Origin of the sequence: Pseudoalteromonas sp. P1-16-1b (assembly GCF_001401785.1) — a bacterium.
GTDB classification, from domain to species: domain Bacteria; phylum Pseudomonadota; class Gammaproteobacteria; order Enterobacterales; family Alteromonadaceae; genus Pseudoalteromonas; species Pseudoalteromonas undina.
In genome coordinates, this window is the sequence record NZ_LKGQ01000017.1 from 12,054 (window position 1) to 35,437 (window position 23,384).

Below are 23,384 nucleotides of genomic sequence, written 5' to 3' on the forward strand. Positions count from 1 at the left end.
TTATTTTTCTATTGAGTGCGGTTTATTTGGTTTATCTACTCATAGTGTGGCGAACCATCAACTGAAGTGATAAAGTCTCATCAATTTGTAGCGTGCTTGCCCAAAAGGGCCCATTATTTTCGGAGTATTTAAAGTGGTTGTATTTAATCAAGTTGAATTTGATAACCATGAACAAGTGGTTTTTTGTTCAGACAAAGCGTCTGGTTTAAAGGCCATTATTGCGGTACATAACACAAACTTAGGCCCAGCTGTAGGCGGTTGTAGAATGTGGGATTATGCCAACGATGAGGATGCAGTATACGATGTACTGCGTCTATCAAAAGGGATGACCTATAAAAATGCTGTGGCACGCTTGCCATTTGGTGGTGGTAAGTCAGTTATTATTGGTAATGCAAAAGAGATCAAGTCTGAACAGCTATTCCGTGCATTTGGTCGTCATTTAGAGCGTTTAAATGGCAGTTACTACTCAGCAGAAGACGTAAACATCACCTGTGATGATGTTGCCTTAATGAACAAAGAAACAAATTACGTGCTAGGCCTTGAAGGCAAAAGTGGTAACCCATCGCCATTTACAGCTTACGGCACGTTTTTAGGTATGAAAGCAGCGCTTCATCATCAGCGCGGCATTCAAGATTTTTCAGGCATTAAAGTAGCTGTGCAAGGTTTAGGTGCAGTAGCTTATGGATTATGTAAGCACTTGGCTGAAGCTGGTGCAGAATTATTTGTTACTGATATTAACCAAGCAGCGGTAGAGCGTGTAGTCAACGATTTTGGTGCAACAGCGGTTGGTATTGATGAAATATACGACTTAGATGTTGATGTATATGCGCCTTGTGCGTTAGGTGCCACTATTAATGACACAACGATCCCTCGTTTAAAAGCAACAATTGTTGCAGGTTGTGCAAATAATCAGCTTGCAGAATCACGCCATGGTGAAATTTTACGTGAAAAAGGTATTTTATACGCACCAGATTATGTAATAAATGCGGGCGGTATTATTAACGTGTATTACGAAACAGCGCCTGAAGGTTACAGTAAAGAGGCGTCTAATAAACACGTAGAGAAAATTTTCGATACATTAAGCGAAATCTTTACCCGTAGTGAAAAAGAACAAAAATCAACGCATTTAATTGCTGATGAGCTTGCTCAAGAAATTATTGAAAACGGACTTTAAGTTTTTTATTTAGTTCAACTAAGGAGCGAATATCGCTCCTTTTTTTATGCCTATATAAGACTTTGGTATAACTACACCCAAAGCATCATTTTAGTTAATGCGAATATAGGCAAAGCGAGGTAAAATTTTACTTTTGCTCTGTGTATAATTTATGTCTTCTGCCGATTTATCTCTTCGGGCTATTGATTTTGATCAGTGGCCGCGCAAACAACATTTTGAATTGTTTCAAAACTTCACTCAGCCTTATTTTAATGTGTGTGTAAGACTCAATGCTAAAAAGCTATATACCGTGTGTAAGCAAACTAATAGTGCTTTTTTTCATGGTTATGTTTATTGCTTATTAAAAGCATGTTATGAGTATGAGCCGATGATGCTGCGTATTGTTAATCAAAAACCTTATTATTTAAACACCATGCGCGCGAGTGTTGTTGAGCTTGCCGATGATGACTCGTTTCGCTTTAGTTATTTTAAACAGCAAAACTCGTTAAATGAGTTTGCTAATAAAGCAAAAGCGATTAGTCATGAAGCAAGGTTAAACCCGCTGTTTTCTGATGCCTTTGCAGCAACTGAAGGACAAGCAGATTTAATTCACGTTTCTGTTTTACCTTGGTTAAACTTTAGCAGCTTTTCGCATGCGTTTACCCAGGGCCAAAGCTGTGGCATCCCTAAATTTGTGTTTGGTCAATACAACCCCGATACAGGCGAAATGCCACTATCAATTGATGTCCATCATGCGTTATTAGATGGACTACATGTGGCTAAGTTCATCCAACGATTGCAACATACATTTGATAGTTTGAGTGATAATACTTAATGAAAAAGTTGTAAATCTTATGTTATTATTTGTTGGTGATGTTTTCTAATTAAATTTTCACCTTGAATTTACTCAAATATAAAAACTAATAATTATAAAGGCAGTGTCTGATGAATCGCTTGGTGATTTTATGTTTCTTGTTGGTGATTTTTACCGTTAATGCTCAGCAACAGACTCGGCTGCCGTTGCGCGATTATTTTTTTGAAACGTGGAATACCCGTTCGGGCCTTCCTCACAATAGCATTAATAGCCTTGCACAAACACAAGATGGCTATTTATGGGTAGGTACTTGGGAAGGGCTTGCCCGCTTTAACGGTCAAGAATTTAAACTATTTACCCGCTCAGAAATTACCGATTTGCCTGACTCAGGCGTACGTGCGCTTACCCCCACATCCGATGGCGGCTTACTCATAGCCGGAGCGCGCGGCGGTATTAGTTTATATCAGCACCGACAATGGGACACTCAACCTAATGCCCAAGCAATGGTTAATCACGTATTTAAGAGTAAAAACGAGGATTTGTGGTTGGCACTTGAAAATGATGGTGTGTTTTATCGACCTGCCAAAAGCACTCAAGATATCCCAATAATACAAAACGTCAGTGCTTATAGAATAATTGAAGATAAGCAGGGCACTATATGGGCTGCAACCAGTGATGGGCTGTATAAAATAGTTAACTACACGGCTACATTGATGACTCCACATCATGGTTTGCCAGATGCACCTGTATATACTCTATTGATTACCCGTGAAGGACGCCTTGTTATTGGTAGTGAAAGAGGTGCGCGAGTATTAAATGGCAATGTGTTCGAGTCACCCCATCCACAGCTTAGTGCTGAGTCGATTTCTAGTTTATTAGAAGATAACCATGGTGATTTATGGTTTGGCACTATTAATAAAGGGGTATTTAGGCTTAGTGTTGATGGCATAGAACAATTAGATGCTAAAAATGGCTTACCTGCAAACCGCATATTGTCATTATTGCAAGACAGAGAAAACAGTATTTGGGTAGGTACCAACGCGGGTGTATTTAGATTAAGAGAAGCCCCGTTTTCATCGTGGGGAAAAAAGCGAGGCTTATCTAGCGACTACGTACGCACGGTACTTTCACATTCTGATGGCAGTTTATGGATAGGCGGGAGTACAGGCTTAGATCGGTTGCAAAATAATAAAATTACCCAAATTAAAGGGACTAAACAAGGCTCTCCTTATTCAGTATTGAGCTTACTTGAACAAAGCCAAGGTGATGTTTGGGTCGGTACTTATACTTCAGGTGTGTTAAAGGTGGTGAATAACGAGCTTGTACCTTACTTAAATCGTGATAATGGCCTTGGTAGTAATGAAGTACGCTCGTTACTTTTTGATTCAAAAAATCGTTTATGGATAGGTTCAGCCATGGGGTTAACGCGAGTTAATACCGACGGCAGCTTAGACCAATTTACTAATGAGAAAGATTTACCGAGTGGCTTTATTCTAGCTTTGAGTGAAGATAAGAGGGCAAATATTTGGATAGGCACTGGCAATGGCGTAGTAGTTTACAATACCCAAACGGATAAATTTAAACCAATTCAGTTCCCTAAAGCGTTTTCGGCTAAATATGCGTTTGGCTTTTATATTGACGATAAATATACCTGGATGGCGACCGATAGAGGTTTATTGCGTTATCAACATTCAAATGGCCATATGACTATTTTAGGGAGGGAGTTAGGATTACCGGTTGATAAGCTTTTTCAAATTGTTCCCTTTAAAGATTCACTTTGGCTATCAAGTAACCGTGGCATTATTGAAGTTAATTATAAGCAGGTTAATCAGCTACTAGACTCAGCTACAAAAGGTAGTCAGACGCTAGCTTTTCAATTATACGATGAGGGCGATGGCATGCTCAGTGCGCAAGCCAATGGAGGGTCAACGCCTTCGGCTACAGCGCATTCAGATGGTACTATTTGGTTTGCCACCGCAAAAGGGGTGAGTACGGTTAAACCCGCGCGATTAAAAGAAGCCACCGAGATACCGTTACCAACTATTGTAGAAAGTTTCTCTGTAGATGGTAAACCCATGTTATTGCCTGTTGATGGTGACACACTTGTTTTGCCACCTGGAGTTACACGGCTGTCGTTCCATTATGCGGGCTTAAGTTTTATCATGCCGCAGCGATTAAACTTTCAAACAAAAATGAAAGGCTTTAACGATGAATGGGTTGATCGTTTTCATATTGCAACAGCTGAATATACTAATTTACCCGCGGGGAAATATTCATTTGCAGTGCGTTCTGCCTATCCTAATACCGATTGGCAGCAAAATGACAAAGTGATTCATTTTGAAATTCAATCGCATTTTTGGCAAAAAACCAGCTTTAAGCTAGTGGTGTTTTTTATTTTTGTGGTTGTCATATATAGTGCATATCGGTATCGCTTGTATCGCTATAAGCAGGTAGAAAAAGAGCTAACTAGCCGAGTGGTGAAGCAAACCCAAGCACTGCAAGAGCAAGCAAGTGCCTTTGCTTATCAAGCTACCCATGATCAGCTCACCGACTTACCGAATCGCCGGGCATTTGATGGTTGGCTGGCCGACAACTTTACAGATTTTAAAGCGCGTAATACTCCGCTTGCGATTGCCATTATGGATATTGACCACTTTAAACGCATTAATGATGGTTGGTCTCATTTGATTGGCGATCAGGTTATATGTGAAGTCGCCAATATTCTTAAAGCGCATTGTGAAGGCGAGCAAGAAGTGGCTCGTTGGGGCGGTGAAGAATTTACATTTGTATTTCCTGACATGAATACTGTGCAAGCACAGCAATTATGTGAACAATTACGCAAAGAAATTGAAAGCAAAGACTTTTCGTCTATTGCTCAAGGGCTTAGCGTAACCGTGAGCTTTGGTGTTTCTGACTCAGATAATGTCGATGATTACGATCGGTTATTATCTCGTGCTGATCAAGCTTTATACAAGGCAAAAAACAATGGCCGAAATAGGGTTGAGTGCATAGCTTCCTAAAAAGAGCTGCTTTAATGCGTTAAATCGTTTTTTCCGACAGCTTTTATCATATAGATAATTTCAACTTCTTTATTATTTGTGTAGGTTAAATTAATTCATTAAGTAATTATATGTAAGCATAAGTAATATTAATTAACTTTATTTTAATTTGGGTGCTATACCTTGTGTACCCATTAAGGGTTTTTTTGCTTTTTACTTAAGGAATATAAGATGAAAAACAAGATAATTAATATTACATTCGCAAGTCTTCTAGGGGCCTCACCCGTGGTATTAGCAGAAGGCGATAAGCATGATGACTTTTTGTTTACTAAACAGGCTTTAGCATCACTCAAGCTTAACTCTTTACTGACTATTGATGATACGCAATTTGTGTTTAATGACTCATTATTAAACGAAGATTGGGATAACTTTTTTTCTTTGCATGCGTCAGCAATTGAAGATAAAAAAGAGCTCATTTTACACTGGGCAGGTTATACCAGTATTAATCCAAAAGTAATTTTAGCGCTGATAGAGCAACAAAGTGGCTTACTTTCAAACCCAAATGCTGATATTGAGAACCCTTTAGCTGGTATAACAGACAAGCGTGGTTTTGATGCGCAAGTAAAAGACGTAGTGATGAAATTAAGTCAACGCTTTTATGCATATAAGCAGTGGCAAGAGTCACAAGATAAGTTAAAAAAACGAAATCAGGCAACCCAAACTACGAGTAGCACAGCTGCAACTGCGGCTCTAGTAAGTCTGTTTGCAGATAGCGATAGACTGGCATCAAACTCTAAAAATAATCAACAGACTTTGACTGAGTTTTTAGCTACGTTTGACCGTGTATTTCCTAGTAACACTAGTCAATTGCAACGTTCATTGAATAGTGTAGATCAAAATAATGAAAAACAACTTTTAGCCGCTAGTTTTGAAATGAACTTACCGTGGCCGTCTGGCTATTGGTACAGTGGTGGCGCTCACTCAAATACAGGTTCTGGCTACCCATACTCATCACTTGATTTTAACAATGGCTCTGGTGGCTGGGGCGCTAATACTCCTTTTGTTCAAGCTGCGCATGGCGGAACGGTAACTCGCTTTTCTTCCTGCAATATTCGAGTAACACACGCCAGTGGCTATTCAACCAACTACTACCACATGTCAAACCTTCAATATAGCAGTGGTGATTATGTTCAACCTGGTGCATGGTTAGGTCGCTATGCAAATAATTATAATCAAGCATTGTGTGAGGGCGGCCAATCATCAGGTCCTCATGTTCATTTTACTTTATTGTATAATGGACAACAGGTTTCTCTGCATAATAAATATATAAGTGAGCATCGGATTGATGTTGGCTCAAGTAATTATGACACCAACTGTAATCGTTTCTATTTTGAACGATATGGCTATCGTACATGTGCATGGCAGCCTTTGTATCGCTAGCATGATATAAATAAACAAACAGTTCACTTGTTAAAGAAAAGGCCACGCTCTAACAGATGTGTGGCTTTTTATTTAGTGTTAAATAATTGAATTCTAGTTTTATGGACCAATTAATACTGTATAGATAATTATAGGGCTATTAAATGGTAAACGGATTATTGATTTTCTTACTTTTTGCGTTTGTCGTTATTTTTTGGCGTTGGCCTGATATTCAAAATACTCTGTGGCGCCGTAAATACAGTCATTTATCATTAAGCCCACAACAGCATGCGCTGTTGCTGCGGGCTATGCCAATTTATAACAAAATGACTGATGCAGATCGAGCCAAGTTGGCTCGTCATATTGTGTGGTTTTTAAATGAAAAGCGCTTTGTTGGCTGTGATGGGTTGCAACTAACTGAAGCAATGAAACTCATTATTGCCGCCGATGCTTGCTTGCTGGTACTAAATAAACCTTGGCCTTTGTATAAAAACGTGAAGGAAATTTTACTCTATCCCAGCGCCTATTATGCGCCTCAATCAAGTCGCGATAACGCAGGGCTTGTTAGTTTTCATAATACCGTAAGGCAAGGTGAATCATGGCCAGGAGGCACACTGGTGCTGAGCTGGCATGATGTGCTTGAGGGTAACCGCTTACCCAGTGACGGGCATAATTTAGTGTTTCATGAGTTTGCGCATCAACTTGATCAAGAGACCGGTAAAACCACCGGCACGCCATTACTTACATCACAGACTCACTATCAACAATGGGGCAAGGTATTTAGCCGAGCGTTTTCGCAGTTAAAAACACACGTTGCTTATAACATGCCGCATGTTATTCATAGCTACGGAGCCACAAATGAGGCAGAATTTTTTGCGGTGATCACCGAAACGTTTTTAGAAAAACCCGCAGATTTACGCCGCGATGACCCTGAAATTTACCGTTTGCTGGTAGATTTTTATCAATTTGATCCTATTGTTTGGCATTAATTTTATGCACTTCATCCTATTACGCTGGTAACTTGCTAGCGTTTTTGTTGCAATCATGTAATAGAGCAACACACAGCAACAATAATAAGTGAGATAAGCATGAAGAAAATGCTGCAAACAGCGCTTGCGTTATCAGTTTCATTGGCATTGGGTCAAGTACACGCAGAGCAAACAGATGAAAAAAAATGGCAAGTTGATTCACCAAAAGGGCAATTTGTAGATGCTTCCATTAGTGTAGAGCAAGGCACATGGATGAATGTAGATATAAGCCCTGATGGAGAAACCTTAGTATTTGACTTACTGGGCGATATTTACACTATGCCAATGAGTGGTGGTAAAGCCACTCAAATAACCTCAGATATCGCATGGCAAATGCAGCCGCGTTTTAGCCCAGATGGTAAACATATCGCATTTACCTCAGATCAGGGGGGCGGTGATAATATTTGGGTTATGGACGTTAATGGCGAGAATCAAACTGCAGTAACGGACGAAACGTTTCGTTTACTTAATAGCCCGGCATGGAGCCCTGATGGCGATTATTTAGTTGCACGTAAGCACTTTACCGCCAGTCGTTCTTTGGGCGCGGGTGAAGTTTGGCTTTATCACAAAGCGGGTGGTAAAGGGGTACAACTGACTAAACGTGAAAACGATCAAAAAGATTTAGGTGAGCCGATGTTTTCACCTGATGGCCGTTATGTTTATTTTTCTCATGATGCCACCCCAGGTAAAACCTTTCATTACTCAAAAGATTCGGTTGCGGGTATTTATAAAATTAAGCGCTATGATCGTGAAACCGGTGAAATAGAAACGATTATTAGTGGTATGGGTGGGGCAATCAGACCAACTCCGTCACCTGATGGTAAAAAACTTGCCTATGTAAAGCGTGATGACTTTCAAACTAGCTTGTACTTATACGATTTAACCAGCGGTGAGCATACCAAGCTATATGACAAGTTAGAGCGCGATATGCAAGAAACATGGGCTATTCATGGGGTATACCCAACAATTGCGTGGACACCAGATAATGAAGAGTTAGTATTTTGGGCTGGTGGCACCATTCATAAACTCAATGTCGATGATAAATCTGTCAGCGATATTGCATTCAAAATAGACACCACGAAAAAAATTCAAAAAGCGGTGCGCTTTACTCAAAATATCGATACTGAAGAATTTGATGTAAAAATGCTGCGAAATGTACAAATTAGCCCAGATGGCGAAACGGCATTGTTTGAAGCACTGGGTCATATTTATAAACGCGATTTAGACTCAGGAAAAATCAAACGTTTAACCAAGCAAACCGATCATTATGAGTTATTTCCACAGTACTCGCGTGATGGCAAAAAAATTGTCTACACCACGTGGGACGATAATGAACAAGGCACAGTGCGCGTTGTTTCTGCACGAAGTGGTCGCGGCGATACTATTACCGATGAACCGGGTAAATATGTAGAGCCTACCTTTAGCCCTGATGGCAAAACTGTAGTTTATCGTAAAGCCAGCGGCGGCAGCATTTTAAATCCTAAATGGTCATTACACCCTGGTATTTACAGTGTTAGCACTAAAGGTGGTAAGAGTGAACTAATTTCTAAAAGTGGTTACCAACCGCAGTTTGGTAGTGCCAACGATCGTGTTTATGTTATGAGTCCATGGCCTAAACCAACGTTAAGTGTGGTTGAGCTTGAAAGTAAAAAAGTGCGCAAACTCTATGAATCAGAGCATGCCACTGAATTTAGGGTATCGCCTGATGGTGAGTATTTAGCATTTGCAGAGCGCTTTAAAGTGTTTGTAACACCGTTTGTTGAGCGTGGTAAAACCATTAATATTGGGCCTAAAGACAGCCAATTTCCAATTGAGCAATTATCTGTTCGTGCTGGTGAAAATATTAGCTGGAGTGCCAACAGCAATAAACTCTATTGGACACTTGGCCCTGAGCTATACCATGCCAGTTTAGAGGGAATGTTTGCTATTAATAAAGCCGATGACCAAGACGTTAAAGTCAAAAGCGGGACTAACATTGGTTTTAGTAAAAAAATGGCTGAACCAGAAGGTATGATTGCCTTAACTGGCGCAAAAATTATTACTATGGACGGCGAAAAAGTCATTAAAAATGGCGTTATTGTTACCGATGGTAAGCATATCAAAGCCATTGGCTCTGCTGCAGATATTAGCGTTCCAAAAGGTGCTAAGGTTGTTGATGTAACAGGTAAAACAATTATGCCTGGTATGGTTGATGCGCATGCGCATGGCTCACAAGCAAGCGATGAAATTATCCCACAACAAAACTGGAAAAACTTTGCAGGCCTTGCGCTAGGTGTTACCACCATCCACGATCCATCAAACGACACCACTGAAATATTCACTGCCAGTGAAATGCAAAAAGCCGGTATGATTGTCGGCCCGCGTATTTTCTCTACCGGTACCATTTTATATGGAGCGAATATGCCTGGTTATACTTCGCATATTGATTCATTAGATGATGCTAAATTTCATTTAGAGCGTTTGAAAAAAGTAGGGGCGTTTAGTGTTAAATCTTATAACCAACCTCGCAGAGAGCAGCGTCAGCAAGTGATAGAGGCTGGTCGTGAACTTGAAATGATGGTAGTGCCAGAAGGGGGCTCATTATTACAACATAACTTGAGTATGGTGGTTGATGGGCATACAGGAATTGAGCATTCCATTCCGGTTGAACATATTTATGATGATATTAAGCAGTTGTGGTCACAAAGTGATGTAGGTTATACGCCTACATTGGTGGTTGCCTATGGCGGTATTTGGGGTGAAAACTACTGGTACGATAAAACTGATGTGTGGAATCATCCTCGATTGAGCAAGTTTGTGCCAAAAAATCAATTATTACCACGTTCAATGCGTCGTGTTAAAGCGCCCGATCATCACTATAACCACTTTAACAATGCACGTGTGGCAGCTAAACTACAAGATTTAGGTGTACTGGTTAATTTAGGTGCACATGGTCAGCGTGAAGGTTTAGGTGCGCACTGGGAAATGTGGATGTTTGCTCAAGGTGGTATGACGCCGCTTGAGGCTATTCGAGCATCAACGCTCGATCCTGCTAAATACCTAGGTTTAGATAAAAACGTAGGCTCATTAGAAGTCGGTAAACTGGCAGATTTAATGGTTATAGATGGCGACCCACTGAAAAACATCCGCGATTCAGACAAAATTGATTACACCATGATCAACGGCCGCTTGTTCGACGCAGCAACGATGAACGAAGTTGGTAAAAAACAACGTGCCCCATTATTTTTTGAATAAGGCAGGCGTTTTTTAGTTAATAAGCGGCTATTTAGCCGCTTTTTTATATTGTGTTTACCTATTTAACCAACTGCTACTATCGCTTTTAAAATATTATCACTAGGTGGAGCTACTGATACATCATGCATCACTCTCGCTCTAATTATAAATCCTTCTTTTAAAATGAGTAAATGGTGTGCGGCTTCAATTGCTTTTTCTCTATTATGAGCAAATTCAGGGGTTTCTAAAAGAGCTGATAGTATAATCTCAAAGTTCGTTTGCTTATGCTGTTTGCAAAGTTTGGCAATAGGGTCATTCTCTATAGGGTATTCAGCTGCAGTATTAATAAAAAAACAGCCATTAAAGTTACCTAACTCTGAAACCTCATTATTAATCCACTTTTTCAGTCCGAAAAAAATTGCTTGCGCGACTAATATAGCACTTGGTTGTAGACATATTTTTTTTAGCCAAGCGTTAAAGCACATGTCGCGTGCGACTAAACAAGCACAAATAAGTGCATCTTTGCTTTCAAAGTGCTTGTATAAGGTTTTTTTTGCAATGCAGGATACAGCTAAAATTTCATTAATACCAACAGCGTGTATACCCTTTTTATAAAAAAGGCTCAGTGCCGTACTGATTATTTGTTGTTGTTTATCCATGAGATTCCAAATTTGAGCAGTAAAAACACAGCTTGACATAGGTAGACCGACTTGTCTATATTGCAGGTGTAGACAAGTCGGTCTACTTTTAAGGAGGTAATATGCATAGTGAGCAAATAAAGTCGGCATTAATCGCAGGTGTTTTTTCTACTTTTGTTTTGGCTTTTTTAGCGTGGCTAAATTATATGGGTGATTACGGTATTTGGTTAATGGCGCCATTCGGCGCAACAGCTGTGCTTGTTTTTGGCGTACCACAGAGCCCATTAGCTAAGCCAAAAAACGTAATAGGGGGGCATATGCTGACCGCAATGATTGGGGTTGTTTTTAGCTATTATAGTGCTGATAGTGCGATCATGATTGGGCTGGCTGTGGGTATTGCTATAACTTTGATGATGATCACTAAAACGATTCACCCTGCTGCCGGTGCAAACCCTATCTTAATTATTGAGTCTAGCCAAAGTTGGGATTTTTTAATAATGCCAGTACTTGCCGGGACAGTGTTTATTGTGGTGTGTGGTTTTGTCGCGACGTGGTTTTTGGAGCTATTGATAGAAACTAAACATAAAAAAACCGCTTAACGCGGTTTCTTTTATACTGAGCACTCAGTGAATTACACTACACCGCGCGGTAGGCGACAATCGTGATCTTTACGAGCAAGCTCTACTATCCAAAGCTCTTCTGCTGTGTAACCTTCTTCGTTCTCAGTGATCACGGTGAAAGGCGCTTTTTTCTGTGCTTTTACAGGAGCAGCTTTTTTAGTTTTTTTAGCGGGTGCTTTTACTGCAGCTTTTTTTGTAGACTTTCCAGAGCTTAATTCTTTAGTCAGCTCTGCTACATCAGCTAGGCGCATATTCTTGCCGCCATCAACGCTGTACCAGCCAGGTTTAGTTGTTATTTCAGGTTTTTTACCATTGGCAGCTTCATATGCAGCTTCAAAGGCAGATAACACTTCTGTTTTGTCTAGTTTGCTCATCAGAGACCCTATACGTTGTTTACACAGATAAAGAAGAGGTATTTATACCTATTTTAGAACTGTTTTTCAATTTTTTGCGATTTTCCTTTCATTTTTAGCGCATAACCGCCAAAATTTGTACAAAATTCAGTGCAAAGTAAGGTAAGTAGTATGCAACGTAGAGAATTTAATCAACTATTAAATACCCTGTTAAAGCCAGAAACCATTAACGATTTTTGTCCAAACGGACTTCAGGTAGAAGGTAAAGATGAGATACGCACCATAGTAACGGGTGTAACGGCAAGCCAAGCACTTATTGATGCCGCGATTGAAAAAAATGCTGATGCCATTTTGGTACACCATGGCTATTTTTGGAAAGGCGAGCCACAACCTATCATTGGCATGAAAAAACGTCGTGTGGCTGCACTTTTAGCTAACGACATCAATTTATTTGCTTATCATTTGCCATTAGATATTCACCCTGAAATCGGCAACAACGCTCAGCTAGCGCAATTACTCGATATTGAGATTGAAGCAGGTTTAGAGCCAGTCAATAACAGTGTCGCGATGAAAGGGCGGTTAAAAACGCCGCTAACGGGGTGCGAATTTGCTAAAAAAATAAACCAAGTGCTTAATCGCGAGCCTCTGACAAGTTTAGTGCGTAATGATAAAATAGAAACAATTGCCCTGTGCACTGGTGGCGGGCAAGGCTATATAGATTTAGCAGCTGAGCAGGGGCTAGATGCTTACTTAACCGGTGAAGCGTCAGAACAAACAATACATAGTTCTCGCGAGCAAAATATCGACTTTTTTGCTGCTGGCCACCATGCCACAGAGCGATACGGTATTAAAGCGCTGGGTGAATACCTTGCTGATAAATATGGCTTTGATGTAACATTTATTGATATAGACAACCCAGTGTAAGCTTTGCCGTAAATACAATACCGTCTAAGTAACCTATTCATACTTATCTTGAGTAGGTTCTTTAAAATCTAAAGTTAAAATAACTTATTACTTTAATATGTTATAAAGAGTTTCCGCTGAGGTTAAAACCCATCAACAATAAAAAATCAAAGAGCTTCAGGATTTATTGTGCGACGTATTTTTATCCATGTATCGCCAAGTACTTCATGGGCAAATTGAGTCACTACTAGTAATGCTTTTGCGTTGGGTATGAGTTGCTTATACCAAGGGTACGCTGCAAAGTTGTGGTAGTCAGTTGCTGCGGGGATCACAGTGATGCCTTGAGCATTAAATAAATTTATTGCTCTGGGCATATGGCTTACAGAAGTAACTAAAGCGGTATTATAATCAACTAGTTTTGAGGCTAAAAATGCGGCTTCTTGCGCTGTGTCCATTGCGTTTGGATTTTGTACAATGCGATTTTTATTCATACCCAAGCTAATTGCCGTTTTATACATAAGTGCGCTGTTGGTGACTTTTTCATAACCCCCACCTGATACAATTAACTGAGCTTGAGGATATATATTAGCGAGCCTAATACCTTCCACTAAACGTGTTAATGCACAATTTCCTAGCTGGCTGTTAGCACTAAGGGCTGGGTTAGGGTTTATGTCGCAGCCAAGTACCACAATTTTATCTATGCTTGGGTGATCATTGATACTAAACGCCAATGAAGTAGGTTGATTCTGTTTAATCAATAAGTTGGCAACCCAGGGCGTACTGGCAAGTAATAAGGTTGTAAGACTTAAAAAAGACAAGGTAATAACAAGCTTTCGTTGTTTGAGTGCAAAAATAAGCAGTATTAGGCTAAGTAAACCTAGTAATGGTAACGGCATGAGTAAACCGCCCAATATTTTTTTAAGTTCAAACATAATGAGTAACACGGTTGAATATATTTACTAACATGTTACTCATAAGTTTTAGATTTATCGACCGTTATTTAATTTACAAGTGTTTAAAAAATGACGGTAAACCGGATTGTTTTTCATGTCTTTTTTCATCGCTAAGTACATCGGACGGGTTAAACCAAGCGCGCCCAGTGGAATTGACTTAATTAGCCCTTGGCTTTCATACGGAGTAACGAGCCAATCAGGTAGGGCGGCTACACCCATACCTGCACTGACTAATTGAAATATAAGTAAGCCCTGATCAACTGTTTTAAGCGTGCCATCAAAACGTGCATTTTGAATAAAATGCTTAAATATATCTTGGCGCTCACGGGGAATCGGGTAAGAAATAATAGTTTCGTTTTTTAAATCAAGCGCAGTTACGTAGGCTTTTTTAGCTAAGTCATGATCCGGTGCCACTATTAGCTTAAGTTTAAAGTCAAATAGGTGGGCGTATTCTAGTTTGTCGGGTTCACGCACATCTGAAGTAAGCACTAGGTCTAATTCATCGTTTAATAAGTCTGGGATGGCGTCGTAACTAAAACCACGTTCGTAATCAATTTTTATGTCAGGCCAAAAATTATTAAACTCTTTAATAGTAGGTAATAACCAATGAAAACAGGCATGACATTCAACACTTAGACGCAGTTGTGAGATTGGCTGATTTAAACTTTCTTTTAATCGGCATTTAGTTGCTTCTAACTTAGGTAATATTTCGTGTGCTAATTCAAGTAATAACATACCTTGAGGTGTAAATCGGACGGGTTGAGTTTTTCGTTCGAACAACTGGCAATCTAATTTATTTTCTAAATCTTTGATCTGATGTGATAAAGCTGACTGAGTTAAAAATAGCTCGCGGGCTGTATTAACTAACGATCCCGTTTCTTTAAGGGTCGCTATAGTTTTTAGGTGTTTAATGTCAATCATCTTTAATAAATCTCATGGGTATGGTGAGTATTGCTTAGATTAACTACATACTACGCTTATATAAAAATCGTTTCAACGTCTAGATGGCTATAAAAGTGAGGTTTGGTGTGTTTTTTACTGCAAACATTAAATTTATTAACTTTCCATAGTCAAATATTGTTTTGTTATTTGTTTATTGTTGAATTTAGCTCATGTTAAATCGGGTTTAAATAGTTAAGCTGAAATTAAAATAAAGCAGTGTGAATTTGGTTATGGAGTAAGTTATGCATGTTTAGCGATTAATGTGTTGTTGTAAAACATGTTGTTGAGGTTAGCATTTAGCATCAAGGTTTAATTGGTATGCTCTTACAAACGAGATTAAATTATTAAGAGTATTAAAGCGAGTAAGCACAGTGGTCAGTTTAATCCTAAATACTTGGTTGTAAATTCCAGCTGTGCCTAGCCATTAAAGAGGGCTGTGTATTAATGCTATGGCCTCTGTTGCTGTAACAGCTTTTGATTTTAAAAAGCCTTGCCCATAATCACATTGGGTTTTTTGTAAAATAGTAAGTTGCTCAGCGGTTTCTATTCCTTCTGCAATAACAATAAGATCTAAAGAAATAGCCAAGGTTAAGATAGCATCTATTAATGGGTTAGCAGTGGTTTTTAAGTTATCAATAAAGCTTTTATCAATTTTCATTACATGAATTGGCAGTTGGTGCAAGTAGCCTAGAGCAGAATAGCCTGTGCCAAAATCATCAAGGCAAAGCAACACTTTTAAAGGTGATAACCCTTGTATAATTTGCGTCGCTAATTCTAAATTTTCGATCAGTCCCGATTCAGTTATCTCAAGACACAATGAGCCCAGTGGTAGGTGGTGTTTTTTATAAATACTATGGAGCTGCTCTACAAATTCTAAACTGGCAAAGTGTCGAGAAGATACATTAACCGTGACACGTAAAAAGCGATGCCCTTGTTGTTGCCACAAAGCAATATGTTGCGCTGCGAGGTCTAGTAAATGCAAATCTAAGTTAATAATTTGCCCGGTCTTTTCAGCAATTGGAATAAAGTCGTTCGGTGATATAAACCCTTTTTTTGGGTGATGCCAACGTACGAGAGCTTCAAATCCTATAACCTCGCCACTGTTAATAGTAAAGATAGGCTGAAAATACAGTTCAAATTCATTATGCTCAATACCGTGCTGTAAATCGTTTTCAAGATCTGCATGCGTTTTTAGCTTATTGCGCATCACGTTATTAAAAAATTTAACTTGGCCACGCCCAGATGATTTTGCCTCATACATAGCCGCATCTGATTGTTGCAATAATACAAATGCTTCATCGTCTACGCTGTCACTAAATGCAACGCCAATACTGGTGGAGGGCTGCAGTAAATGGCCATCAATATTGACAGGTTCAGATAGTGCCGTTTTAATGCGAGTAAGGGCATCGTTTACTTGGTCACGATGACTGAGGTTTTCCATAAAAATAGCAAACTCATCGCCACCTAAGCGAGAAAAGGTATCGGTATTGCGTACCGTTTGAGTAATGAGTTTACATATAGCAATTAAAAAGTGATCACCTACTTCGTGACCTAACGAATCATTAATACTCTTAAAGCGATCAAAATCAAGGTAAAGCAGGGCATGAAAAGTGCCTTTTCTAGCGCGATTTAGGCGTAAAATCGCATGCTTCATTCTTTCAATCAGTAGCGAACGGTTTGCCAGCCCAGTTAGCTCATCGTGCAGCGCTTTGTGCTCCAGCTCTTGACGGGCTAAATGCCTATCTATGACCATGCTTATTTGACGGCTTACATAGGTTAGCAGCGAACTATCATGCTCATTATAATAATGTTGTTCGTCATAACTTTGCACAACAATGACGCCACTCATACGCTCATTAACTTTAAAAGGCACACCTAACCATGAATCAGCTTGTTCACCTACTAACTTAAAATGGCCTTGTGCAATATGTTCATGGTATTGCTGTTTATTAAGTAGTAATGGTCGTTCATTAATCAGCAAATAATAAGAGGCTGTTTCTTTTAGTTGATCTTTGGAAATTATTTTATGGGTATTTGTTTGTACACCGCCTTCAACGGTATAAACAAAGTCGAGTGCGTCTTCTTTTTTGTCGTACAACGCAATAAAAAAGTTACTTGCAGTCAATAAGCTGTCAATAATTACATGCAGCGATTTAAAAAACGTATCTAAATTTTGTGCTTTGTAGGTTAAGTTAGCTATTTGCAGTAGGCTGCTTTCTAATTTTTGTGCATTGTTGAGCTGCATTACTGTGTCTTGCAAGCTATTAACGGTATTCACTTGATTGATTTTTGCGCTTAATAAATGAGCTACCGTAGTTAAAATCTCTAGATGCGAACTAGTAAAGTAATTTTTTATTGGGTGCTCACAGTCTATAACCCCAAGCACGCGATCTTTGTATATTAAGGGGACGCATATTTCTGATTGGGCAGGGCGTTCATCAGCTATGTAACGGCTGTCTTTATTTACATCACCAATTATTAATGCTTGCCCTGTGGATGCTGCATAGCCTGTTATGCCTTCGCTAAAGCGAATGATTTTGCGTTCAGACTGATAACTGATATGTTCGCTTTCAATACCCATAGAAGCTACTTGATTCAGCAAAGATTGGCTGTCATCTGCTAAGTAAATAACGCAGTCTACAAACCCAAGTCGATTAACAACCTGTGTAGTGACATAACTAAAAAGCGCTTCTAACGTATTCAGTTGCAATAAACTTGACGAGAACTGATTGATTATACTCAATTGATCCGTTTTAGTTTCGAGCGCTTTAGTGGTATCGATAGTGTTCGACATAAGCAGCTTTGGGAGGCCTTATAATTATTATTAAAGGTACATACGTTAACCTAATATTAACGTTTCTACAAAATAAAACGTTAAATGAGAATCATAAAGTGTAAAGTTAACTTTAAATGTAGTATCTAAGGATTATTTCTAATAAGCCCTTTACTCGAAAACACCATATGCCTATGATCAGTTAACTTAAGCATTAGGACTTTACGATGACGAGCAAAATGACAACTTTAACGATTACTAGACCCGATGATTGGCATGTGCATTTACGCGATGGGGATCAGTTAAAAGATACGGTGCGTGACATTAGCCGTTATATGGGCCGCGCGATAATTATGCCAAATTTAGTTCCGCCAGCTACGTGTACAGAAACCGCATTGTCGTACCGAGAGCGAATTATGGCTGCAAAACCTCAAGGGCAGTTTGAACCTTTAATGGTGCTTTACCTTACTGATAAAACGACGCCTGATGAAATAAAAAAAGCAAAAGCGACAGGTAAAATTTTTGCAGCTAAATTGTACCCAGCGGGTGCAACAACTAACTCGGATTCTGGTGTAACATCAGTAAAAAATATCTACCCAGTATTAAAAGCAATGCAAGAGGTTGGCATGCTTTTACTTGTCCATGGTGAAGTCACTGACTCTTCTATTGATATATTCGATCGTGAAAAAGTATTTTTAGACACTATATTAGGCGACGTTGTCGCAGACTTTCCTGAGCTTAAAATTGTCCTTGAGCATATAACAACGAAAGATGCAGTAGAATTTGTTGAAAATGCCTCGGATAATGTAGCAGCTACAATTACTGCGCATCATTTGTTATATAACCGCAACCATATGTTAGCAGGGGGGATACGCCCACATTATTACTGCTTACCTATATTAAAGCGTAACATTCATCAACTAGCGCTTATGGCGGCAGCGACAAGTGGTAGTAAAAAATTCTTTTTAGGCACGGATTCAGCCCCACATTATAAAGATAAAAAAGAAGCGGCATGTGGTTGTGCCGGTGCTTATACCGCGCATGCAGCTATTGAACTTTATGCTGAAGCTTTTGAAGAGGCAGGAGCGCTTGATAAGTTAGAAGGCTTTGCAAGCCACTTCGGTCCAGACTTTTATGGCCTTGAGCGTAATACAGACACTATTACCTTGGAGAAAGCGCCTTGGACAGTGCCAGCAAGTTATTCGCTAGGAGATTCAGAAGTAGTACCGATTAAAGCCGATAGTGTTATTGACTGGCAAGTTAAATAGTAAAGATTAAGCTAAAACCACCTAAACTAAGGTGGTTTTTTATTTTCAATTACCAAAAAAGCGTTTTGGAGGAACCCTATTTTAAAAATTTATAATCTGCTTATAAAAAACACAACTTTTAGGTTGTTTATCCTTATAAAAATTAGAAACTTATAAAGAAAGTAATAAATCGATGAATCTTCAAAAATAAATCCCAATTAATAGAGCTAAAAAAATATTAATGTGTTAACCTTAATTGGCTTTGAGTTTTTGCGTATTGAATTACGGTATTGTGCTGCGTTTAAGGTTACCGGTTTGGTTATTACTTCTTCCTGTACTATCACCTCCAGTTTTTTGGGCATTGACTCAGGGAGGATATTGCCATAATTATATGGCTGAATTTTAATTATTGACTTACAGGAAAATTTAGTATGTCGGTTACTGGTAAAGTAAAATTTTTCAACGAAGCTAAAGGCTTTGGTTTCATTGAACAAGAAAATGGTCCTGACGTGTTTGTACATTTCAGCGCAATCACTGGTTCTGGTTTTCGCACTCTTAGCGAAGGTCAAGCAGTGACTTTCAGCATCAAGCAAGGTCAAAAAGGCCCAGAAGCTGAGAACGTAGAAGTAGCATAATTTATTATGTGAACCTAAGTTCATCGTGGTGAAGCACTAACCTGTTTCACCATAATTTATATACATCTACAAAACTCATTTACTCCTCTGTAACGCCCTAATTCTTTTAGTAGCTATAATTCCTTTAAACCCTCATTTTATCTATATGTTTATAAAACTTCGTGCTTTGAGTATTTCATCGGCCAACTACATATTAGCTGTGCCATTACGTAAAATACTTAACCATATTGAGAGGGCAGATGAGTCGATAACTGCGTTAAAAATTTCTCATCTAGGACAACTAAGTAAATTTTTTGCCTTGCTATCTACATAGTTTTCCTTTTTAAAAATAGCTCATTTAATTAAGCGAGTTGGTATTACTTAACGTTACAGTGAACCTATCAGCGTTATCACTGCAAATCCTATTGGTTAATAAAAGCTTAAAAGTGTGTAGGATTGGCATTCGTACCTATGAAAATATTAACAGTGGCCAGGGAGCGTTATATTAATTGGATGAAAAAACACAGGTGTTAATAAAAATGATTTTTTGTAATTACCTTCCCCCCCTTTGTATTGCTTTTTAATAAATCTGCACGTCATTATTATGATGCGATGAATAACCTAATAATAACGATTAGCTGTATTTTTGGTCTAAAAAGTCTTAAAAAAGCTTCAAAATGAATATTCGGGACAGAAAATTAGCTTATTTTTAATTTTTTTTCAGCAACGATTAAGTTAATTTTAAATGTTATATTTTTGTTTACATTAACGGTGGTGGTTATCGTTATTCTTACTATATCAGGGCTTGCAGAAATTGTGTTTATCACGTTAGTTATAATAATGTTAATTTTTTTGTTCGGGCCCAGTAAATATCTTACAAACAAGCTGATTTATTTATAGGTTATGCTAAACATGAAGTTGACATGACTTAATGCATTTAGCATTATTGGTAAGTTGATATCTATTAAAAGATATCAGGGTTGTCTTCCCCTTAGCGGGTTGATAATTAAATTATAAAAGTAACATTACTTAATTGGTTGGGAACTATGTCTGTTAAAATCAGAAAGAGTCTTGTAGCAACTGCGTTGGTTGGCGCTTTTGCATTTGCAAGCAGCAATGTGATTGCAGATCCTTTGAATGACGTGCAAAAAGCAGGTCAAACAATTCAAAAGGCTGCGGTTAAGTCTCAAACTAAAATTGACAATGTATATGGTCAAACTCAGGAGCTAATCGCTGAGTACCGTAGCATCGTTGATGAGACTGAACTTATGAAAGTGTACAACGATCACGTAGCACGTTTGGTCGCAGACCAAAACGCGTCTATCGCATCGTTCGATCGTCAAATCGCGACTATCGATAACACTAAACAAAACGTTGTGCCTTTGATGTATCGCATGATCGATACGCTTGAGCAATTCATCAAAGCGGACGTTCCATTTAACCTTGAAACTCGTCTTGGACGCGTTGAAAGATTACGTGAGATCATGGCATCTGCATCTGTAACAACGTCTGAGAAGTTCCGTCAGGTTCTTGAAGCGTACACTGTTGAAACAGCATACAGCTCAGCTGTAACTGCTTCTCAAGGTACTTTAGATGTTGATGGTCGTAGCATTAACGTAGATATCGGTCGTTTAGGTCGTATTACTTACGTAGCGCAATCATTCGATCTAAAACACGCTTGGGTGTGGGATAACAACACTAAACAGTGGAAAGAATTAGGTGAAGAATACCTAAAACCTGTTAAAGAAGTGATCCGTATGGCACGTAAGCAAGCGACACTAGAACTTGTTAAACTACCAATTTTTGGCGCGGAGTAATCAATAATGAAGAAACTATTTAAAGGTTTTGCTGTTGCAGCAGTACTGTCTGTTTCTGCCGGTACCGCGCTTAATGCACATGCAAATACTGACGCTTTAGATAAAATTCTTGAGCAAGTAAAGCAAGAGCGTATCTCTGAAGGAAAAATCAATAAGCAACGTGAACAAGAGTTCTTGTCAGATCGTGCTGATAAGCAAGCGTTACTTAACAAAGCGAAAAGCCAACTAGCTGCTGAAAAAGCACGTGGTGATCGTCTTAGCAAAGAATATGCACAAAACGAAAATACTTTAGCGGAAAAAGAGCAAGCTCTTCAAAACGCGCAAGGTACGTTAGGTGAAATGTTTGGTGTTGTTCGTCGTGCAGCAGCTGACGCGATTGGTTCAATTGAAGCATCTTTAGTAAGTGCTGAAAAACCAGGTCGTGCTGAAGTACTTCGTTCATTAGCAGCCGCTAAAGAACTTCCAACTGTTCGTGAATTAGAAGAGCTTTGGATTTCACTTCAAACAGAAATGACTGAATCAGCAAAAGTTTCAACGTTTGAAACTGAAGTTGCAGGTCTTGACGGTAACCCGTCTATGAAAAAAGTAACACGTATCGGTAACTTCAACTTAGTTACAGACGACGGCTACTTAATCTACTCACCAGAGACTAAATCTATCCAGCCTCTAGGTAAGCAACCTGATAGCTATATCCTTAAAGGTATTTCTGATCTAGAAGGTACTTCAGCTGATAACTACGCTGGCGTATACGTGGATCCTACACGTGGTGCAATTTTACGTATCAACACGCAGAAAAAGTCTCTTATGGAGTACTACGAGCAAGGTGCTGAAGTTGGTTACATCATCACAGTATTACTCGTTGTAGGTCTTTTAATCTTCTTAGTACGTTTCGTTGATTTAGCGCTTACTACTTCTAAGATCAAAGGTCAGCTTAAGAACTTGTCTACACCGAATACAAATAACCCACTGGGTCGTATTCTTAAAGTGTACTCTGACAACAAAAACCAAGATGTTGAAAACCTTGAGCTTAAACTTGATGAAGCGATTCTACGTGAAACGCCACGCATCGAAGCGGGTATTAACATCATCAAGATCCTTGCTGCTATCGCACCATTACTAGGTCTACTAGGTACGGTAATCGGTATGATCTTAACGTTCCAAACAATCACATTGTTCGGTACGGGCGATCCGAAGATCATGGCTGGTAACATCTCTCTAGCACTTGTAACTACAGCGCTAGGTCTAATTGCAGCTCTACCACTTATCCTACTTCACTCTATTGTTGCAGGTCGTAGTAAGTCGGTATTACACATCCTTGATGAGCAAAGCGCGGGTATCATCGCGACTCACGCGGAGAAGGAGAAAGCCTAATGCTAGTCCTGATGGAGATCTGGGAATCTATCAGGGATTTTGTTGGCACAGGCGGCCAGGTATTATACGTGGTCGCGATAGCACTCTTTCTTATGTGGGTTTTAATGATTGAGCGCTATTGGTTCCTACTTGCTGAATTTCCTCGTTTAACGAAGGAAATAGTAGCCAAGTGGGATGCCCGCCAAGACACTACGTCTTGGTACGCACACAGAATCCGTGAAGCATGGATTTCTGAAGCGTCTGAAAAATTAGATCAGCGTATGTTGTTGATTAAAACATTAGTAGCTGTATGTCCTTTAATAGGCTTACTTGGTACTGTTACGGGTATGATCGCGGTTTTTGAAACCATGGCAACCCAAGGTACAGGTAATGCACGTTTAATGGCATCAGGCATATCAATGGCAACAATCCCAACAATGGCTGGAATGGTTGCGGCACTATCTGGGGTATTCTTTAGCTCACGCCTTGAGGCAAGAGCGAGAATGGTGAAAGCCAAACTTGTAGATAGTATGCCTCATCACTAGAGA

The 23,384-nt window shown here is 39.2% G+C and carries 18 protein-coding genes; 13 read left to right on the forward strand and 5 right to left on the reverse strand.

Features of this window, described 5'->3' with window-relative positions; all coding sequences use genetic code 11:
- Positions 1–133: 133 nt before the first annotated feature.
- From AN392_RS12595 to AN392_RS12620, 6 genes are all read left to right on the forward strand, one after another.
- Complete coding sequence (locus tag AN392_RS12595; RefSeq protein ID WP_055012915.1) at positions 134–1,174, forward strand: Glu/Leu/Phe/Val dehydrogenase; 1,041 nt, start codon at positions 134–136, stop codon at positions 1,172–1,174.
- A 151-nt stretch (positions 1,175–1,325) separates the two neighbouring features.
- Positions 1,326–1,988, forward strand: a complete 663-nt coding sequence (locus AN392_RS12600) for a CatA-like O-acetyltransferase (protein WP_055012916.1) — start codon at positions 1,326–1,328, stop codon at positions 1,986–1,988.
- A 110-nt stretch (positions 1,989–2,098) separates the two neighbouring features.
- Positions 2,099–4,987 (forward strand): ligand-binding sensor domain-containing diguanylate cyclase, encoded by a 2,889-nt coding sequence (locus AN392_RS12605; RefSeq protein ID WP_055012917.1) that lies wholly within the window; start codon positions 2,099–2,101, stop codon positions 4,985–4,987.
- Between the two features lie 210 nt (positions 4,988–5,197).
- Positions 5,198–6,406, forward strand: coding sequence for a M23 family metallopeptidase (locus AN392_RS12610; protein WP_010388539.1), 1,209 nt, complete (start codon positions 5,198–5,200; stop codon positions 6,404–6,406).
- A gap of 143 nt (positions 6,407–6,549) precedes the next feature.
- Positions 6,550–7,374 carry a M90 family metallopeptidase gene (locus AN392_RS12615; protein ID WP_010388541.1) on the forward strand — a complete coding sequence of 275 codons (825 nt, stop codon included), beginning with the start codon at positions 6,550–6,552 and terminating at the stop codon, positions 7,372–7,374.
- Between the two features lie 99 nt (positions 7,375–7,473).
- Positions 7,474–10,647, forward strand: coding sequence for an amidohydrolase family protein (locus AN392_RS12620; RefSeq protein ID WP_055012918.1), 3,174 nt, complete (start codon positions 7,474–7,476; stop codon positions 10,645–10,647).
- A 62-nt stretch (positions 10,648–10,709) separates the two neighbouring features.
- Here the strand turns inward: AN392_RS12620 and AN392_RS12625 are convergent, their stop codons facing one another.
- Positions 10,710–11,285 carry a TetR/AcrR family transcriptional regulator gene (locus tag AN392_RS12625; protein WP_055012919.1) on the reverse strand — a complete coding sequence of 192 codons (576 nt, stop codon included), beginning with the start codon at positions 11,283–11,285 and terminating at the stop codon, positions 10,710–10,712.
- A gap of 101 nt (positions 11,286–11,386) precedes the next feature.
- Here AN392_RS12625 and AN392_RS12630 point away from each other — a divergent pair, with 101 nt between their 5' ends.
- Positions 11,387–11,863, forward strand: a complete 477-nt coding sequence (locus AN392_RS12630) for an HPP family protein (RefSeq protein WP_055012920.1) — start codon at positions 11,387–11,389, stop codon at positions 11,861–11,863.
- A 32-nt stretch (positions 11,864–11,895) separates the two neighbouring features.
- On the opposite strand, the gene AN392_RS12635 is transcribed toward AN392_RS12630, so the two are convergent.
- Positions 11,896–12,258, reverse strand: coding sequence for a hypothetical protein (locus AN392_RS12635; protein WP_010388549.1), 363 nt, complete (start codon positions 12,256–12,258; stop codon positions 11,896–11,898).
- Positions 12,259–12,408: 150 nt separating this feature from the next.
- Between AN392_RS12635 and AN392_RS12640 the strand changes: the two genes are divergently transcribed.
- Positions 12,409–13,161: a Nif3-like dinuclear metal center hexameric protein gene (locus AN392_RS12640; protein ID WP_055012921.1), complete on the forward strand. Its 753-nt coding sequence runs from the start codon at positions 12,409–12,411 to the stop codon at positions 13,159–13,161.
- A gap of 146 nt (positions 13,162–13,307) precedes the next feature.
- Here AN392_RS12640 and AN392_RS12645 read toward each other — a convergent pair whose 3' ends face one another.
- From AN392_RS12645 to AN392_RS12655, 3 genes are all read right to left on the reverse strand, one after another.
- A complete protein-coding gene (locus AN392_RS12645) occupies positions 13,308–14,072 on the reverse strand; it encodes a YdcF family protein (RefSeq protein ID WP_055012922.1) in 765 nt (254 codons plus the stop codon).
- A gap of 54 nt (positions 14,073–14,126) precedes the next feature.
- Positions 14,127–15,014: a LysR family transcriptional regulator gene (locus AN392_RS12650; RefSeq protein WP_055012923.1), complete on the reverse strand. Its 888-nt coding sequence runs from the start codon at positions 15,012–15,014 to the stop codon at positions 14,127–14,129.
- A 445-nt stretch (positions 15,015–15,459) separates the two neighbouring features.
- On the reverse strand, positions 15,460–17,829 hold the full coding sequence (locus AN392_RS12655; RefSeq protein ID WP_055012924.1) for an EAL domain-containing protein: 2,370 nt from the start codon (positions 17,827–17,829) through the stop codon (positions 15,460–15,462).
- A gap of 206 nt (positions 17,830–18,035) precedes the next feature.
- Between AN392_RS12655 and pyrC the strand changes: the two genes are divergently transcribed.
- The 5 genes from pyrC to AN392_RS12680 all read left to right on the forward strand — a co-directional run bounded on the left by pyrC (position 18,036) and on the right by AN392_RS12680 (position 23,381).
- Positions 18,036–19,076: a dihydroorotase gene (gene pyrC / locus AN392_RS12660; RefSeq protein ID WP_055012925.1), complete on the forward strand. Its 1,041-nt coding sequence runs from the start codon at positions 18,036–18,038 to the stop codon at positions 19,074–19,076.
- 410 nt (positions 19,077–19,486) lie between these two features.
- On the forward strand, positions 19,487–19,690 hold the full coding sequence (locus tag AN392_RS12665) for a cold-shock protein (RefSeq protein ID WP_004588138.1): 204 nt from the start codon (positions 19,487–19,489) through the stop codon (positions 19,688–19,690).
- Between the two features lie 1,025 nt (positions 19,691–20,715).
- Positions 20,716–21,486 (forward strand): DUF3450 domain-containing protein, encoded by a 771-nt coding sequence (locus AN392_RS12670; protein ID WP_013465204.1) that lies wholly within the window; start codon positions 20,716–20,718, stop codon positions 21,484–21,486.
- 6 nt (positions 21,487–21,492) lie between these two features.
- The gene (locus AN392_RS12675; RefSeq protein ID WP_010388563.1) at positions 21,493–22,857 is read left to right on the forward strand and encodes a MotA/TolQ/ExbB proton channel family protein; all 1,365 of its coding nucleotides are present in this window, start codon (positions 21,493–21,495) and stop codon (positions 22,855–22,857) included.
- On the forward strand, positions 22,857–23,381 hold the full coding sequence (locus AN392_RS12680; RefSeq protein WP_010388565.1) for a MotA/TolQ/ExbB proton channel family protein: 525 nt from the start codon (positions 22,857–22,859) through the stop codon (positions 23,379–23,381). Before AN392_RS12675 ends, AN392_RS12680 begins: the two co-directional genes overlap by 1 nt.
- The last annotated feature ends 3 nt before the right edge of the window (positions 23,382–23,384 follow it).

What these genes read in the sequence shown, in the direction of transcription:
- AN392_RS12600 (WP_055012916.1), top strand. Translation starts at nt 1,326, where the DNA reads ATGTCTTCTGCCGATTTATCTCTTCGGGCTATTGATTTTGATCAGTGG.
- AN392_RS12605 (WP_055012917.1), top strand. Translation starts at nt 2,099, where the DNA reads ATGAATCGCTTGGTGATTTTATGTTTCTTGTTGGTGATTTTTACCGTT.
- AN392_RS12610 (WP_010388539.1), top strand. Translation starts at nt 5,198, where the DNA reads ATGAAAAACAAGATAATTAATATTACATTCGCAAGTCTTCTAGGGGCC.
- AN392_RS12615 (WP_010388541.1), top strand. Translation starts at nt 6,550, where the DNA reads ATGGTAAACGGATTATTGATTTTCTTACTTTTTGCGTTTGTCGTTATT.
- AN392_RS12620 (WP_055012918.1), top strand. Translation starts at nt 7,474, where the DNA reads ATGAAGAAAATGCTGCAAACAGCGCTTGCGTTATCAGTTTCATTGGCA.
- AN392_RS12625 (WP_055012919.1), bottom strand. Translation starts at nt 11,285, where the DNA reads ATGGATAAACAACAACAAATAATCAGTACGGCACTGAGCCTTTTTTAT.
- AN392_RS12630 (WP_055012920.1), top strand. Translation starts at nt 11,387, where the DNA reads ATGCATAGTGAGCAAATAAAGTCGGCATTAATCGCAGGTGTTTTTTCT.
- AN392_RS12635 (WP_010388549.1), bottom strand. Translation starts at nt 12,258, where the DNA reads ATGAGCAAACTAGACAAAACAGAAGTGTTATCTGCCTTTGAAGCTGCA.
- AN392_RS12640 (WP_055012921.1), top strand. Translation starts at nt 12,409, where the DNA reads ATGCAACGTAGAGAATTTAATCAACTATTAAATACCCTGTTAAAGCCA.
- AN392_RS12645 (WP_055012922.1), bottom strand. Translation starts at nt 14,072, where the DNA reads ATGTTTGAACTTAAAAAAATATTGGGCGGTTTACTCATGCCGTTACCA.
- AN392_RS12650 (WP_055012923.1), bottom strand. Translation starts at nt 15,014, where the DNA reads ATGATTGACATTAAACACCTAAAAACTATAGCGACCCTTAAAGAAACG.
- AN392_RS12655 (WP_055012924.1), bottom strand. Translation starts at nt 17,829, where the DNA reads ATGTCGAACACTATCGATACCACTAAAGCGCTCGAAACTAAAACGGAT.
- pyrC (WP_055012925.1), top strand. Translation starts at nt 18,036, where the DNA reads ATGACGAGCAAAATGACAACTTTAACGATTACTAGACCCGATGATTGG.
- AN392_RS12665 (WP_004588138.1), top strand. Translation starts at nt 19,487, where the DNA reads ATGTCGGTTACTGGTAAAGTAAAATTTTTCAACGAAGCTAAAGGCTTT.
- AN392_RS12670 (WP_013465204.1), top strand. Translation starts at nt 20,716, where the DNA reads ATGTCTGTTAAAATCAGAAAGAGTCTTGTAGCAACTGCGTTGGTTGGC.
- AN392_RS12675 (WP_010388563.1), top strand. Translation starts at nt 21,493, where the DNA reads ATGAAGAAACTATTTAAAGGTTTTGCTGTTGCAGCAGTACTGTCTGTT.
- AN392_RS12680 (WP_010388565.1), top strand. Translation starts at nt 22,857, where the DNA reads ATGCTAGTCCTGATGGAGATCTGGGAATCTATCAGGGATTTTGTTGGC.